The organism is Gemmatimonadaceae bacterium (assembly GCA_020852815.1).
In the GTDB taxonomy this organism is placed as follows: domain Bacteria; phylum Gemmatimonadota; class Gemmatimonadetes; order Gemmatimonadales; family Gemmatimonadaceae; genus SCN-70-22.
Window position 1 is genome coordinate 14,678 of the sequence record JADZAN010000033.1, and the last position, 16,320, is coordinate 30,997.

The window sequence follows — 16,320 nt, forward strand, 5'->3', positions numbered from 1 at the left end:
TCGACTGCACCCGGCCGACGCAGGGTCCCGGCACACGGCTCCTGCGCACGACGCCGAGGGGCATCGCGACGGGGCGGCGACCAATCGTGAAGTGGTTTCTACCCCGAAGTCGCGGGGTGCGCTCCCTCGCCCTCGCCGTTCGCGTGCCCCAGGCCGTCGAGGCGCAAACGCTCGTAGCGCGCGGTCAGCGGGACAAAGTCCAGGCGCGACAGCTGGCCGCGGAAGCGCTCCACATCTTCCCGCACCGCCTCGTAGCCGCCCTGCACGAGGTCGGCGGCGACCTCGGCGACGAGCCATGCGGCGGCGTACAGGTCGTGGCGCTCGGCCAGTACGAGCGAGTCGCGGTAGAGCTGCTCGGCGTCTCGCACCTTTCCGTCGAGCAGGGCGGTGCGGATGCGCAGCGCCACGAGGAGTTCGCGTCCCTGGAACCACCAGTCGGGGCGTCTGGCGAAGAGGACTTCGGCGGTTCGCAGGCAGGCGCGCCCCTCGTCGGCGCGTCCCAGCGAGAGGTAGCACAGCCCCTGGCCGGAGCGGGCGCCGATCTCGACGTCGGCTTGCGAGATCGACGTGGCGACGACGGCGGCCTCGCCATACAGCTCGGCGGCGCGCTTCAGCTGTTCGCGCTCGCGCGCCAGGTTGGCCAGGTTGTACAGCGCGGCCAGGCGATGCAGCTCGTTGCGCACCACCTGGAACTCCTGCATCGCCTCCGTCAGGTGCAGCTCGGCCTCGGCGAAGTGCCCCACCTTCATCAGGAGGACCGCGAGGTTGAGCGAGGCCAGCCCCACCATGTCGGGCGTGCGCGTGCGGCGGCCCAGGGCGAGCGCCGCCTCGTAGTGCAGGCGCGACGCGTCGACCTTACCTAACTGTGAAAGGGCGATGCCGAGGTTGATGTGCGTGCGCGCCTGCGCCACGTGGTCGTTGTGCTGCTCGAAGGTGTCGAGCGCGCGGCGGTAGCAGCGCACCGATCCGTCGGGGTCGCCCTCGAGCGAGGCGGTGCCCAGGTGGACGAGGGTGTCGGCGAGGAGGTGATCGTCGCCATCCTCCTCGGCGCCTTCCACCGCCTGCCGGGCGAAGGCGAGGCCGGCGGCGGGCTCGCCCATGCGGAGGTAGATGCGGGAGAGCATCCCCTGCAGGAGGATGACCTCGGTACGCTGGCCGCGTCCCTGCGCCTCGGCCAGGAGCGCCTCGACGGAGACCCGCGCGTCGGCGAGCGACTGGCCGAGGAGGATTCGCACGCGCTCCCGCTGCCGGCGCACGGCGATGAGGCGGTCGCCGGCGCCTGACGAGAGCTCCTCGGCGAGGATCAGGTCGCAGAGGGCGACGCCATCCTCGTAGCGCCCGGCGAGTTCGAGCGCCGTGGCCTGGCGCAGCCGCGTCTCGAGGCGCTGTTCCACCGTGGGCGCATGGCGCTGGGCCACGGCGAACGAGGCCGCGGCTTCGTTATGCGCATAGACGGCGGCGGCGCGGTCGGCGGCGAGGATGGCGAACTGGAACGCCTTCTCACTCACGCCGGCGGCGTCGTAGTGGGCGGCAATGTCGGCGACGGCGTTGGGGCGCAGCTGTTCGAGCGCGACCGCGACGCGTTCGTGGGCGCGCCCCAGGCGTCGCTGGTTGAGCGAGGCGCGCATCGCGCCGGCGATGAGGCCGTGCGAGAACGAGTACTGGTCGCCTTGCCCGCCGGCGGCGTCGTCGACGACCTTGGCGGCGATCGCCTCGTCGACGGCATCGAGGAAGTCATCCTCGTCGACCTCGCCAGCCGCAAGGACGACGTCGACGTCGAAGGTGCGTCCCACGACGGCGGCGAGCGCCAGGTGCCGCCGCGCGTCGTCCGAGAGGCGCGCCACGCGCGCGGCGATGAGGTCCGCGACCGCGGTCGGCAGCCGCAGTTCCGGCGTGTCGTTCCACTGCCAGCGGCGCCCGGCGTACCAGACGGCGCCATCTTCCACCAGCGAACGCAGGACGTGCACCACCAGGAGCGGGTTCCCTTCCGTGTACTGGTGCAGGAAGCGGGGAAAGGTGTCGCCCACGCTCCCCTGGTGGAACACGGTCTCGATCCAGAGTCTCAGCTCGGCGAGCGTGAGACGTTGCAGCTGCACCTCGCTCGTGCGCTCGTCGCGCGACAGCCGGCGCCGGCGCTCGGCCACGACGTGCGTGTCCTCGACGCGCGTGGTGAGGCAGATCAGGAGGCGTTCGTCCTCGAGCTTCTGGAGGATGAACTCCAGCGCGTCCCACGACGACGCGTCGCCCCATTGCACGTCGTCGAGCACGGCGATGACCGGCGCGCGCCGAGTCGCCAGCCGCAAGTACTCCGCCATCTCGGCCAGCAGGGCGTACTTGCTGCCGACGGCGGGATCGCCGCCGGGCTGGTCGAGCGCGGGAACCAGGCGCCCCAGCTCGGGCCACGGGCGCGGGGCGACGAGCCCCAGGCGATGGATGCTGTCGATGATCTCCGCCCACGGCCCGTACGGCGGCTTGACGTCGGCCTCGATGAAGCGCCCGGCTACCATCGCCGCGCCGCGCAGGCGCGCCTCGGGACGCAACTGCCTGACGAGCGTCGACTTGCCGACGCCGGCCTCGCCCACCACCTCAATCAAGCGCGGCTTGCCGGTCGTGGCCAGCTCCAGCCCGCGGATCAGGAGGCGCAGCTCTCGCGTGCGCCCCACGAATCGCTCGAAGTCGAGGGTGGGGACGGTGGCTTCGTTGACCTCGTCCAGCGCGCTTCCCACCGCGTTGCGCCCGCGCTTCTTGGCGGCGTAGAGCCCGCGGTCGGCGGCGGCGAACAGGTCGTCGGCGCTGGCGATCGTTGGACCCGACGTCGAGACGCCGATGGAGAGCGTGACGCCGATCGTCTCCTCCACGCGGTCGCGCACCACCAGCCGGCTCGACTCGATCCCGAGCCGCAGCCGCTCGGCGATGGCGAGCGCGCCGTCGTGCGTCGTGCCCGGGAGGAGGACCACGAACTCGTCGCCGGCGTAGCGTCCCACCAGGTCGCCAGGGCGCACGCCCTGTTCGAGCCCGTTGGCCACGGCGCGCAGGACGTCGTCGCCCTGCAGGTGACCGTACGTGTCGTTGACGAGCTTGAAGTGGTCGACGTCGATGACCAGGAGCGAGGCGACGTGCCCCGCGGCCGCCGCCGCCTCGAGCGCCTGCTGGGTGGTGGCGAGGAACGCCTTGCGGAGGGGGAGGCCGGTGAGGTCGTCCCGGGAAGGGGCGGCGTTGCTGCTGGCGGACTGCCCGGGAACCGGGGTGCTGCTGGCGGGTGTCCGCATGCGCCCGGCGACCTCGATGCCGGGGGCGTCGCGGAGGTGGCGCTGCACCGGCGGCGAGACGCGCGTCATCTCCTCGAACAGGTGGAAGACGGCGGGATCGAACTGCCGCCCCACGTCGCGCCGCATCACCTCCATGGCCTCGCTGTGCGACAGCGCGCGCTTGTACGAGCGCTCGGACGTCAGCGCATCGTACACGTCGGCCACGCACACGATGCGCGCCCACAGCGGAATGCGTTCCCCGCGCAGCCCGTCGGGATAGCCGCTCCCGTCCCAGTTCTCATGGTGCGAGCGCACGATGTGCGTGACGTCGTCCGGGAGCCCAGCGGCCGACAGCATCTCGACCCCCGTCACCGTGTGCCGCTTGATGAGCACCCACTCGGCGGCGGTGAGGCGGTCCGCCTTGTTGAGCACTTCCTGGTCGATGCTGACCTTGCCGACGTCGTGCAGGATGGCACCGATGCGGAACCAGAAGAGCGACGGCTCGTCCACGCCGCACCGCTCGGCCAGCGCGCACGACAGCTCGGCGACGCGCTCGCAGTGCCCTTGCGTGTAGCGATCCTTCTCCTCGACCGACTCACCCCACTGCTGCACCACGTGCATGAAGTCGAGCTCGATGCGGCGCGACAGCCGCTGGATGTCGGCCATGGATCGCTGCGCGCGCAGCCGCCCGAAGAGGGCGCGCGCTCGCGTCAGGTGGAGGAGCACGTCCGACAGCTGCCCCAGCTGGCGCGCGAGCTCGGCGCGTTCGCGCGCCACGTGCGCCTGCAGCAGCACGTCCTCGCGCTCCTGCGCGATGCGGTCGGCGAGGGCGAGCGACGATTCGGCCCCCTCGAAGTCGCGACGCTCGCGGGCGATGATCCCAAGCACGCGCTGCGCCTCGCCGTCGGCGTGCGAGTCGCCAGCCGTGCGGGCACGGGCGATGGCGCGTGCGCACGACGCTTCTGCCTTGTCGAAGTCGCGTCGCGAGACCCACATCTCGGCGATGTTGATCTCGATCATCGTGGCCCGGCTCGTCTCGCCGAGCGTGGTGGCGAGCGACAGCGCCGACTCCAGCGCCGCCTCGGCCTCGTCCCATTGGGCACGATCGCAGTGCAGGCGTCCCAGGTTGTTCTGCACCGCGAGGATCTCGCGGTCGGCCCCTAACGAGCGATAGGCCTGCAACGAGGCCTTGAAGTGGTGCAGCGCCTGGTCGTGGTCACCGCGCACGGTGGCGACGATGCCGAGGTTCTGCGCCGCCATGGCCGCCAGCAGCGTGGCCGACTCGTGGAGCGCGATGTCGAGGCACTGACTATAGAGGCGTTGCGCCTCGGACAGCTCGCCGCGGTGCCAGTGAATGATCCCCCGCACGTTGACGGCGTGCCCGTAGGCGATCTGGTCGCCGTTGGCGAGGGCGATCGCCTCCGACGCGTCCACGCAATCCAGCGCCTCCTCGTGGCGGCCGTCCACCTGCAGCGAGCGTGCGATCCACCGCGTGAGGGCGGCCGCGCGGCGACCCGGTTGGTCGCGCACGGCGTCCTCGATAGGCGCCTCCGACAGTCGCCACAGCGCGACTTCGTAGGCGTCGCGGGCGAGGGCGCGGCTGCCGACCTTTCCCTGTTCCTCGGCGAGCGCGACGAGCGAGCTCCAGTCCAAGGTCGAGAGCGCCTGGAGCGCCCGCGTGGCTGGCGCTCGCGCTGGCGCGGCGCCTTCACACCCTTGCGCCTGGGCGTCGCGGTCGGTCCTGTTAGGCAAGTCGGGAAGGGCGGGAGACGTACGGGAGCAGATCGAGGGTCCCCGGCATGCCTTCGCGACGTGGGACAGCTCTGTAGAGGAAGGACGAATGGCGTGAGGCGCTGTCACGAGGTGACGGAGCGCGTCGGCTCACGGCAAGTCGATGTGTGGAAAGGCGTTGCCTGTCGCTGTCGCGGCGCGTCTCTCGTGCGAGTTCATCACCAGGCCCCCGGACATGCTCCTCTCCATCTCCCGTCGTTCGCGCCGGTTCGTTATCGCCCTCGCGGCCCCGGTCGCGTTGCTCCTTGCCGCCTGCGACTCCAGGGGCGGGGCGTCCGGCGACGGTGCCTCCGGCGGCGGTACCATCATCATCGCCGTTGCCGCTGACGCCGACTTCCTGATGCCCGCGCTGGCGCAGCAGCTGGTGAGCAAGGGAATCATCGACCAGATGTTCGAGCCGTTGGCGCTGCCGCCGGCGTCGCTGCAGACAGTTGGTGACCAGGGGTACGAGCCGCGTCTGGCGAAGAGCTGGAGCTGGTCGGCCGACTCGCTGCAGATCGCCTTCTCGCTCGACCCGCGCGCCAGGTGGCACGATGGGAAGCCGGTCACGGCGGAGGACGTTCGCTACTCGGTCGAGGTGAACAAGGACCCGGTCGTGATGTCGCGGCAGCTGGCGGGGCTGTCGATGGTCGACTCGGTGTCGGTGCGCGACTCGCTCACGCCGGTGCTCTGGTTCAGCGCGCGTTCGCCGGAGCAGTTCTTCTCCGTGGTGAACAACCTCACGGTGATGCCGTCGCACCTCCTCAAGGACATTCCGCACGACAAGTTGCGCGAGTCGGAGTATGCGCAGCGCCCGGTGGGGAATGGGCGCTATCGCCTGCGCCGCTGGGTGAAGGGGTCGCTGATCGAGCTCGTCGCCGACTCGACGAACTTCCGCGGGCGACCCAGGGTGGACCGCCAGATCTGGAGCATCTCCCCCGATCCCGCGACGCTGTGGGCGCGACTCGTGGCCGAAGAGGCGGACGTGGTGGAGATCCTGCGCGGTGAGGCGGTGCAGAAGGTTGCGGAGTCGAAGACGGCGCGACTGGTGCCGTACCAGGGCTTCGACTTCGGCTTCTCGATGTTCAACAACATGGACCCCGCCAACCGCCGCCGGCCGCACCCGATTCTCTCCGATCGCGGAGTGCGCCGGGCGCTGGCCATGGCGGTGGACCGTCCGACCATCGTGAAGAACCTCTTCGACACGCTGGCGTACGTGGGGATCGGTCCGGTGGTGCGCGCACAGTGGACCGCGGACACGACGATAGGCGGACTTCCCTACGACACAACCGGGGCGAAGCGGCTGCTCGACTCGTTAGGTTGGCGTGATGCCGACGGCAACGGGGTGCGGGAGAAGGGGGGGCGTGCGCTCGCCTTCGGGATCATCGTTCCGTCGTCGAGCGCCACGCGGCGCCAGGCGGCGATCCTCCTGCAGGCGGCGTGGAAGGGGATCGGCGCCGACGTTTCCATCGAGGACATGGAGTTCAACACGTACGTGACGCGGATGGAGGCGGGGAAGTTCGACGTCACCATGCACGCCTTGCATCCCGATCCCTCGCCGACCGACGCCGCGGCCACCTTTGCCACGCCGAAGCCGCCGGCGCCGTGGGGGACGAACTATGCGGCGTACTCCAACACGGTCGTCGACGCCGCGTTCGACTCGGCGCGCGTCGAGTTCGATGCCGCCAGGAGCAAGGCGCTGTACCATCGCGCGTACACCACCATCATCGAGGACGCCGCCGCCATCTTCCTCTACGAGCCGAAAATGGTCGCCGGGATCCACAAGCGGATCGACCCGGGCGTACTCCCCAAGGCCGGGTGGTGGCTCAATCTCGGCGACTGGACCATCGCGCCGGATCAGCGCATCGCGCGCGACCGCATCCCGATCGGCGCCGACATCCAGGCGGGACGCGCGGCTGGCCCGGGTGACTCCGCGACCTCGACGTAGCGCCGCCATCGATCAGCCGTCGAGGAAGCCCTGCCCGGTCCGTTGCAGCTGACGCACCCACCCCCGTCGCCATCGCGAGCCCGTGTCGCGGTGGCGGCGATCTTCTTCCTCGATGGCGTTGCTGTCGCCAGTTGGGTGGTGCGCATCCCCGATGCGCAACGTGCGCTCGCGCTCTCCGCGGGCACGCTCGGCGTTGCGCTGCTGGGAGCGGCGGCGGGGGCGCTGCTGGCCATGCCGCTGGCCGGTCGCCTGGTGGCGCGCTACGGGAGCCGCGTGGTCACCTGCGGCGCGGCGGTCCTGTACGCGGCCACCCTCGCCCTGCCAGCGGTGGCCCCCTCGTTCCCCTTCCTGCTGGCGGCGCTCATCCTCAACGGCGCGGCCAACGGGTCGCTCAACGTCTCGATGAACGCCCAGGCGTCGACGGTCGAGCGCGCGCACGGGGCGCCGATCATGGCCTCCTTCCACGCCCTCTTCAGCGGCGGCGGGCTGGCCGGGGCGGCCATAGGCGGAATGATTGCAGCTGCCGGAATCGCGCCCGGCATGCACCTGGCGGCGGTGGGTGCCGCGACCATCATCGTGACCATCGTCGCCTGGCGCTTCCTCTATCCCGCCCGCTTCGAGGAACATCCGCATGAGGAAGCGACCGCCGAGGCGCCGCCACAGGGGCGCCGGCTCGCCGTCCTCGGGCTGCTCGCCTTCAGCGTCCTCTTTGCCGAGGGGGCCATGGGCGACTGGAGTGCGGTCTACCTGCGCGACGTGGCCGGCGCCGGCCCCGGGCTCGCCGCCACCGGTTATGCCGCCTTCTCCATCGCCATGGCGCTGGGGCGAGTGGTGGGCGACCGGCTCACGGTCAGGTTGGGGGCGACCCGTACCGTGGGCGTCGGGGCACTCGTGGCAACGGCGGGGATCGTGCTCGCGCTATGGGATACGCGAACGCGAGCCATCGCGATCGGCTTCGGATCGGTAGGGGGCGGGCTGGCCACCGCCTTCCCGTCGGTTCTCACGGCGGCGAGCCGTGTGCCGGGGATGAAGGCCGGCTCGGGGATCGCCACCGTCGCCACGTTAGGCTACTTCGGGCTCCTGGCGGGCCCTCCTCTCATCGGCTTCGTGGCGCAGGTGACCAACCTGCGCGGTGGCATGGCGGTGGTGGGGGTGGCGTGCTTCGTGACCGCGCTCCTGGCACGTTCGCTCGCCGAACGACAGCCGACCCCGCTCCCCGTCCAGCGCGCCGCCTGACCCGCCGCCTGACCCGCCGCCTGACGCGCCGCACGTCACCGGCGACGTGGAGACGCGGCCGTCGTGGGGGGCAGGGGACGGCCGCGCCTCGTGTCACGCGGGGATGCTGCTACCCCGTGATGGGGACGTCGATGGCGCTCTCGCGCGACGATGGCATCGTTGTGCCTGCCGGCATCGTCTTCGACTTGGACGACGCGAGCGGTCGCTCGGCCGCGAGCGACGGTTCCACGGACACCTCCAGCTTTGGCGCGCGGACCTTCAGGATCCCGTTCTCGAGCGTTGCGGTGATCTTGTCGGCGTCGACCGTGCGTGGAAAACCGAAGCGCCGATAGACGTCGTTGGAGCCGAACTCGCTCCACAGCACCTCTTCATCTTCCCCATGCTGCTCCTTCACGGAGGCCGCATGGACAATCAGCTCCGACGACGTCGCGGTGACCTCGACCTCCTTGGCGTTGAAGCCGGGGAGGGTGATGTCGACCTGGAAGGCGCCGTTGGCTTCCTTGAGCTCGGCGGAGGGCCACCCGAGTACTTCGTGCTCGGCGGTAATCCAATCGTCGAGGTCGTGCCCTTCCTCTCGCCCGCGCTCGGCGAACAGCTCGAATGCGCGTTGCCGGACAGACTCCATGCGTCGCGCCATTTCGGTGAAGATGGGAAGGTCGCGCTCGCCATCGGCGGCGCGCTGGATGCGAATGTTGGGCATGGTCGCACTCCTTCGTCTCGCCCTCACGTGAAACTGCAGGCTCCGCCGCCAGGGCGTCGGCGTGAATGGTGGCGTTGCCGCGGGGTCCCAGAATGCGGCGCGGTAGTCGGCTTGGCAATCCGGGAATTGCCCTCAACTGCGCAAGAATTCCGATACAGCGGGCGCGGCGCTGCAACGAATGCTCGAGCTGGCCTGCAGGAGATGATTAGGATATCCTGATACGCATGCGCCACACCCGCCGACTTCTTCGTGCGCGTTGTGCGCGCCGTCGTCAGGCGGGCTGGGGCGCCGGCGGGTGCGCATCGAGCGCGTCGAGCACTTCCTGGTCGCTCACGTCGTGGAAGTCGTCATACCAGGCGCCCACTCCATAGAAGGGGTGGGGCATCTCGAGACACTCGCACTCGTCGGCGAGCGCGCGAAGCGAGGTACAGGCCGCTTCGGCGCCGACCGGAACCGCGCAGACGATGCGTCGGGCGCCGAGCTTGCGAAGCGCCTCGACGGCGGCGGTCATCGTGGCGCCGGTGGCCAGGCCGTCATCGACGACGATGGCGGTCTTTCCGCGCACCGCCAGCTCGCCGCGTCCGGCGCGGAAGACGGCGTCTCGCCGCGCCAGTTCGCGCTCTTCCATCTCGATGATTGGCGCGAGGTCGTGCATGCTGAGGCCGACGGTCCGCATACCGTCGTGATCGAAGACGACAACGTCGCCCGTGGCGATGGCCCCGACCGCCAGCTCAGGGTTCCATGGAACGCCGAGTTTTCGCACGGTGAACGTGTCGAGCGGGAGGCGCAGCGCCGAGGCGACTTGGGCGGCGACGATCACGCCGCCGCGCGGCAGGCCCAGGACGATGGTATCGGTCTTTGCCGCGTATGCTCCCAGGGCGCTGGCGAGTCGGCGGCCGGCGGCTTCGCGATCGGGATAGCGTAGCATACGTCCTCCTTGCCTGTTCAACAGTGCGCGAGCGGGGCCCGATGGTCCAGCGGGAGAATGCAGGACGTTCGTCAGGAGGGCGCTGGTCGGCGTGTCCGAACCAACCGGGCGCAGTCGGAACATCGGGAGGGGTGGTGGGGGTTTCTCGGATGGCCCTTGGCGAGCACACCACTGCAAGTTCATTCAGGCGGGTGGCGTGGGATGAATGGCCAGCGTCGCCAAGGAAAGGACGCGACGCACCGATGTCCCAGGCTGCTCGTCTGCCACGATCACCCGAACCAAACCGGGGTGCCGTATGTTGAACCATCGCGACTTGCTGCAGCTGGCGGCGACGTTCCAGGGTCGCCAGGTGCTCACCGTGTACCTGCACGCGACCGTCGAGAACCCGGCCGATCGTCACCGCTGGGAGGCGGAGCTCACGCAGGCTCTTCGCTCACTGCGCGACCGCACCGCCAGCGCTCCCCACGCCGACCGCATGGCGCTCGACGCCGCCATCGAGCACCTGCGCTCGTGGATGACGGCGCAGCGCGAGTCGTTGCGCGCACCGGGGGTGCTGCTGGTCGTGGATGAGCGCGAGGTGGTCTTCTTCACGCCGATCGACACCGTGGTCCCCAACCTTGCCACGTGGCAGCAGGGCGTGTTGCTGTCGCCGCTGCTGCGTGAGGTGTCGTTAGGTGTTCCGGCGGCGGTGATGATGGTCGATGCGCGGCACGTCCACCTGTATCGCTTCGCGCCGCCGCGCCACCTCGAACGCCTGGAGACGCTGGAGGCGCGCGCCGACGTCGATGTCGAGCGGCACCTGGGGGGCGCCAACGCGGCGTTCCATGCCGGGACGCGCGGCGGCACGGTCGCCGATGAGATGGATCGCCAGCACCTCGCGATGCGCGACCGCCTCTTCTCCGAGGCGATGGTGCGCGCGCTCGAAATCGCGGGAAAGGATGGATGGCTCGTCGTGGCCGGCAACGCGCGCGCGGTGTCCGCCATGCGCTCGGCGATCCCGACTTCGCTGGCCGCGCGCACGCTCTCGGTCGATGGGCTCGACCTGCACTCCACGCCGTTCGAGATTGCGCAGGCAGTGGCTGGCGTCACGATGGCGCGCCTGGAGCAGCTCGACACCGAGCTGGTGCGGGAGATCATCGATGAGCACGGAGCGCGAGGCCGCGGCGTCGCCGGGCTGCGTGCCACGCGGGCAATGCTCGATCGCGACGGCGTGGCCGACCTGATCCTCAGCGAGCGCTTCGTGGAGCGCTTCCCGGCCGACACCGATGACCTGATGCGTCACGCCTTTAGCCAGGGGGCGCAAGTGCGCGAGGTCCACGGCGCGGCAGCCGAGGAGATCGACGAGCGCGCGGAAGGCGTGGTGGCGCGACTGCGCTTTGCCATGCCGTGGATGAGCAGCTAGCGGACGCACGCGCGTTCATCGAGGAGTAAGCTCTGGCAGGAGAGTGTTGGCGGGGGGCGCGCCCGGCGTGCCCCCCACCCCTCATCTCTCCCATCATGCCGTTCACTCCACGCGTCACCGCGCTGTCGATCGCCATCGTCGCGCTTGCCCATGCATCGGCACCGGCCCATGCCTTGCCGCTGGGCGACGCTCCCTGCCTGACGAGTGATGGCAAGCCGCTGCCACTCATCGAGCGCCCCGCCGCACAGGGGGCGGGGCCATTGGTCCTCCTCCTCACGGGAGACGGTGGATGGGCAAACGCCGACCAGCAGGTGGCCGATGCGCTGGTCGCGCGCGGCGCATCGGTCGTGGGACTCAACATGCGGGCGTATCTCTCCACGCGACGCACCCCCGTCGATGCCGCACACGACGTCGGGTGTGTCGCCAACCACTACCTGGCGGCATGGCATCGCACGCGGCTCGTCGTTCTGGGCTACTCGCGTGGCGCCGACATCGTGCCGTTTGTCGTCGCCCGCTGGCCCGATGCGCTGCGGCGGAAGGTCGACATGGTCGCCCTGGTGTCGATGTCGACGAGCGCGAACTTCCAGTTCCACTTCATCGACATGGTTCGCGACGTCAAGCGCGACGACGACGTCCCGGTGGCACCCGAGGTCACGCAACTGCGCGGCCTAACCGTGATCTGCGTGTACGGTGACGGCGACAAGGACACGGGGTGCACCAAGGTCGACACCACGATCGCCAGGCCCTACGTGCGGCGCGGCGGTCATCGCCTCACCGACGGCTTCGACGCCATCGCCTCCCTGCTGGCGCCGGCACTCTCGCCCGTTCCCGCGGGCGACGCCAAGCGTTAGGCATCGTCCAGCAACGACGAGCGCGTGACGACCACAGGCTCGCTCGTTCTCACGCCATCACCCCTTGCTGACCAGCGCGCGCACCCCGCCGGAGATGAGCGTCATGACGTCGAGCAGGACGCGCGGCAGGGCAAGGCGACTCGTCGTCGCGAGGTAACGCGGCTCCCACGTGGGGTCGAACTTCTCCTTGTAGCGCCGCAGCCCCTGGAAGTTGTAGACCGGTTCGCCGTGACGGTACATCAGGGCGGCGAGTCGCGTCCAGCGCGTGGCGAAGGCGTGCGGCTCAAGCCCCGACAGCGGTGCGATGCCCAGGCTCATGCGGCGAAAGCCGTTCGCCTTGGCCCACAGCATCAGCTCGGCGAAGAGGAAGTCCATCAGGCCATCCGGGCCATCGTCGTCGTAGCGCATGAGGTCCACCGAGAAGTCGCCGTTCCCGGCGGTGAGGATGTTGGCGAAGGCAACGACGCGACCCGCGACGCGCACCACGGCGATGTCGAAGTTGCGCAGGTACGCCGCGTCGAAGACGCCGAGCGAGAACCCCTTTTCGTGCGTCGCCTTCTGCTCCAGCCACGCATCGGACACCAGTTCGAGGTCGGCGAGGACCGCATCCACGTCGCCGCGCGCGACGATCTCGAAGGTCGCGCCCCCTCTTTGCGCCTCACGGTGGCTGCGGCGCACGTTCTTGCGCCGTCCACCCTCGAGCGTGAAGTCGGCGAGCGGGACGAACGCCTCCTCCCCCAGCTTCACCACCGAGAAGCCTAACTCGATGCAGAGTGGGAGGTGATCGGGGCCGATCTCATACAACACCGGCCACCCGCCGGCACGGTCGGCCAACGCCATGAAGCGAAGGATGAGTTCGCGCGCCGACCGGGGATTGCCGATGGGTTCGTGCAGGGCGACGAACGAGCGACCGCGCACCGCGTACATCAGGAAGGCGTCGCCTCGCTCGGCGACCAGGAACTCCTTGTCACCCAGCAGGGCGAGGTTCCCCTCGACATTGGCCGACTGCGCGAGGATGGCGCGCACGGTCGTGAGCGACTGCGCGTCGGGCGTTCCGCCTTCCGGGAGGTAGTACCGGAGGAGTCGCAGCAACCCCATGACGCCGAGCGTGACCGACACACCGACCGAGGCGCGCAGGAAGCGCGGGGCATCGCCACGCACGGCGAAGCGCCACCACTGGTCCTGCGTGAACTCCACGTGACGGAACGAGACTACACCGACGACAATGCTCGCCACGACGATGCCGGCGATGGAAAGAATCCATCCAGCCGACAGCGGTTCGCGCGTGAAGCTCGAGCGACGGTGGAAGAGCTCGTGGTTGGGGAGGAGGATCGCGAGGAGGACGGCGAGCGCGATCGCTTCCTCGTAGTCGAAGCCCTTGAGAAGCGAGGCGGCGATGCCGGCAGCGAGCAGGGCGCACGCCAGTGTCCACGCCGCGTCGAGCTTGCGGGTGAGCCCCCACCCGATGACGAGGAGCGATGCGCCCACGACGCTCCCCGCGAAGTGCGACAGCTCGACGATGCCTAACGGCATCACGTCGATCAGCATGCGCAGGCGTCCGTGCGCGGCCGGCGTGGCGCCGGAGACGAGGAGCATTGCCCCGCCGCAGAGCGTCATGATTCCGAGCGCCGACGGCAGGAGCGCGCGCGCCCACCGGTCCAGTCCCGTGCGCACGGCGCCGGCGGCGCGGCGCAGGTGATGGCGGCGGCGCCACGCCTCGAAGGCGGAGAGCGCGCCCACCGCCATGGCAAACGGCGCGAAGTAGAAGATGAAGCGATAGGCGACGAGTGCGCCGAGCAGCGGCCCCGTGGCAACGCGGCCGTGCAGCTGCCAGATCATCAGCGTCTCGAAGACGCCGAGCCCCCCGGGGACGTGGCTCACCAGCCCCACCAGTTGCGCCAGGACAAAGGCGGAGGTGAAGGCCCACAGCGAGAGATGGCTCCCCGCCGGGAGGAGGGCGTAGAGGACGCCGGCCGCGGCCAACCAGTCGGCGAAGCCTAACGCTACCTGCCCCAGCGCCATCCACAGGGAGGGGATGCGGAAGGCGCGCCCCGGCCACGACAGCGCGCCGATGCGGCGCGCACCGAGCGTGACCTCTCGCCCGCCGTATCGCCACGCCGTCACGAGATAGAGCGCCACCGCTACGAGGGCGACGACGCCTACCGCGCGGGCACCCCCCGCGGCGAACGGGAGGTGCGCCAGCATGGTGGGCGGCTCGCCGACGAGTGCCACGCCGGCGACGGCGGTGATGGCGAGGACGAAGGTGAAGCCCGCAAAGCCTGCCGCCACCGCGATGTCGAGCGCCCCAAGCCCCCATGAAGACCAGAAGCGCGCCCGCACGGCGTTCCCGGTCACGGCGGCGAAGCCTAACGTGTGGCTGATGCCGTAGGCGATGGTCGCGGCGAGTACCGCGCGTCCCGTCCCGATGCGCTGCCGCACGTAGCGCAGTGCGAGGAGGTCGTACGCGGGGAGCAGGAGATACGTCGCGATGGTCAGCGCGGCGGCGGCAACCAGCTGCGACCAGGCGAGCTGCGACAGCGCGTGGGCAATCGCCCCGCTGCGCATCGTCGCCAGCTCGCGCCGCCACACACCCACCACGAGGGCGGCACCGCCCAGTGCGACGATGACCACGCCCACGCGCCGCGCCCACCGCTTCCATGTTGGCTGTACTTCCTTTGTCACGCGCATCGCTCGCTGGATCCGAGGCCTGTCTCCCGGCCGCATCGAGCGGGGGGACATGCCTGTCTCCGGCAAAGCTCGGACGGCGGAGCTTACGTCCCGATGAACGCGTGCGCCGGTCCCCTGGGAATGACGAGGCGGAAGGTGCTCCCTTCTTCCGACGTCTCCACGAGAATGGCGTCGCCCGCGTGCGCACGTGCGATCCATCGCGTGATGGCGAGTCCCAGCCCCGCGCCATCGACCGAGCTGGTGGCGCGCGCCTCCTCGGCGCGGAAGAAGCGCTCGAAGAGGCGCCCCTGCGCGTCGGGGGCGATGCCCGGGCCGCTGTCGCGCACGTCGACGTGCCAGTGGGCGCCCGCATCGGCGAGGGTAAGCGTCACCTCGCCCCCGGTGCGCGAGTACTTGATGGCGTTGACGAGCAGGTTGTCGATCGCGCGCCGCAGCAGCGCCTCGTCGCCGACGATGGGCGCCTCCGCATCACCCGTCAGCTGCACCGTCACCTGGCGCGCCGCTGCCAACGAGCGCACGGCGCGCACCGCGTCCTCGAGCAGGTCGTGCAGGTAGAGCGGGGTGGGGCGCAACATGGGATCGCCACTGTCGGCACGCGCCAGGAAGAAGAGGTTGTCGACGATGTGCCGCAGCCGTGCGCTCTGGTCGCCAACGATGCGCAGCGCCTCCTGCAGCTCCTCGCGCGACCGGTCGCCGCGCGACAGGGCGAACTCCGCCTCCCCGCTGATGACGGCGACCGGGGTGCGCAGCTCGTGCGAGGCATCGGCGGCAAAGCGCGCCTGCGCGTCGAAGGCCGACTCGAGGCGTGCCAGCAGCCCGTTGAAGACCGTCGCCAGGCGCCCCAGCTCGTCCGCCGGGTTGGCGACGGGGAGCCGCTGGTGCAGGTTGCTCGCCCCGATGCGCCCGGCCTGCCGTGACATGTCGTCCACCGGGGCCAGCGACTTCCCGGCCAGCCACCACCCGCCGAGCGACGCGACCAGGATCACGAGCGGAAGGCCCACGCCTAACGCCCACCGCGCATCGCGCAACATGAGCGAACGCGCCGTCATCACCTGCGCCACGCCAATCACCAGCGCGCGGTCGGCGATGGCGTACGGCAGGGTGAGCAGGCGCACGTCCTGCTCGTCGGCCTGCAGCGTCACGAGCGTCGGGTCGCGCGGGGCCGAGCGAGCCACGCGCCCCAGGAGCGAGTCCAGCGCCACCTCCAGCGTTCGCATGCCGGTGCGCCGAAAGCGCAGCCCCTCGTAGCTGGTGAGTGCGCGCCCGCTCGATTCATCGACGAGGTACACGGCGACATCCGGCAGCCGCATCGACGCCACCACGGTGCGCACGGCCTCGGTGTCTGCTGCGCCCTGTTTGCGTTCGAACTCGATGGCCGAGGCGATCGTTGCCGCCGATTCCGCCAGGAACTCGTCCACGCGCTCCTGCGACGTGAAGGCCAGGAACCAGTACGACGCCATGGCGAGCACAGCGAGAAATGGCGCGAAGACCGCGGTGTACCACTGCGCGATGCGAACGCGGATCGAACGCCCCGAACTCACCATCGTGT

Annotated in this window: 9 protein-coding genes; 4 read left to right on the plus strand and 5 right to left on the minus strand. The window is 70.2% G+C overall.

All coding sequences use genetic code 11. From position 1 onward, the window contains the following. Positions 1-98: 98 nt before the first annotated feature. Positions 99-5,000, minus strand: a complete 4,902-nt coding sequence (locus tag IT359_17025) for a diguanylate cyclase (protein ID MCC6930695.1) — start codon at positions 4,998-5,000, stop codon at positions 99-101. A gap of 214 nt (positions 5,001-5,214) precedes the next feature. On the opposite strand from IT359_17025, the gene IT359_17030 reads away from it, so the two are divergent. Together IT359_17030 and IT359_17035 are read left to right on the plus strand one after the other, a co-directional pair. After that, positions 5,215-6,966 (plus strand): peptide ABC transporter substrate-binding protein, encoded by a 1,752-nt coding sequence (locus IT359_17030; protein MCC6930696.1) that lies wholly within the window; start codon positions 5,215-5,217, stop codon positions 6,964-6,966. 90 nt (positions 6,967-7,056) lie between these two features. Beyond that, a complete protein-coding gene (locus IT359_17035) occupies positions 7,057-8,202 on the plus strand; it encodes an MFS transporter (GenBank protein ID MCC6930697.1) in 1,146 nt (381 codons plus the stop codon). Between the two features lie 109 nt (positions 8,203-8,311). Here the strand turns inward: IT359_17035 and IT359_17040 are convergent, their stop codons facing one another. Beyond that, positions 8,312-8,902: an Hsp20 family protein gene (locus tag IT359_17040; GenBank protein ID MCC6930698.1), complete on the minus strand. Its 591-nt coding sequence runs from the start codon at positions 8,900-8,902 to the stop codon at positions 8,312-8,314. Between the two features lie 271 nt (positions 8,903-9,173). Continuing rightward, a complete protein-coding gene (locus IT359_17045; protein ID MCC6930699.1) occupies positions 9,174-9,830 on the minus strand; it encodes a hypothetical protein in 657 nt (218 codons plus the stop codon). Positions 9,831-10,125: 295 nt separating this feature from the next. Between IT359_17045 and IT359_17050 the strand changes: the two genes are divergently transcribed. Beyond that, positions 10,126-11,232, plus strand: a complete 1,107-nt coding sequence (locus IT359_17050) for a hypothetical protein (GenBank protein ID MCC6930700.1) — start codon at positions 10,126-10,128, stop codon at positions 11,230-11,232. Between the two features lie 95 nt (positions 11,233-11,327). Further along, the gene (locus tag IT359_17055; GenBank protein MCC6930701.1) at positions 11,328-12,083 is read left to right on the plus strand and encodes a hypothetical protein; all 756 of its coding nucleotides are present in this window, start codon (positions 11,328-11,330) and stop codon (positions 12,081-12,083) included. Positions 12,084-12,140: 57 nt separating this feature from the next. Here IT359_17055 and mprF read toward each other — a convergent pair whose 3' ends face one another. Together mprF and IT359_17065 are read right to left on the minus strand one after the other, a co-directional pair. Further along, positions 12,141-14,765: a bifunctional lysylphosphatidylglycerol flippase/synthetase MprF gene (mprF, locus tag IT359_17060; GenBank protein ID MCC6930702.1), complete on the minus strand. Its 2,625-nt coding sequence runs from the start codon at positions 14,763-14,765 to the stop codon at positions 12,141-12,143. An 89-nt stretch (positions 14,766-14,854) separates the two neighbouring features. Further along, positions 14,855-16,312, minus strand: coding sequence for a HAMP domain-containing protein (locus IT359_17065; protein ID MCC6930703.1), 1,458 nt, complete (start codon positions 16,310-16,312; stop codon positions 14,855-14,857). Positions 16,313-16,320 lie beyond the last annotated feature (8 nt).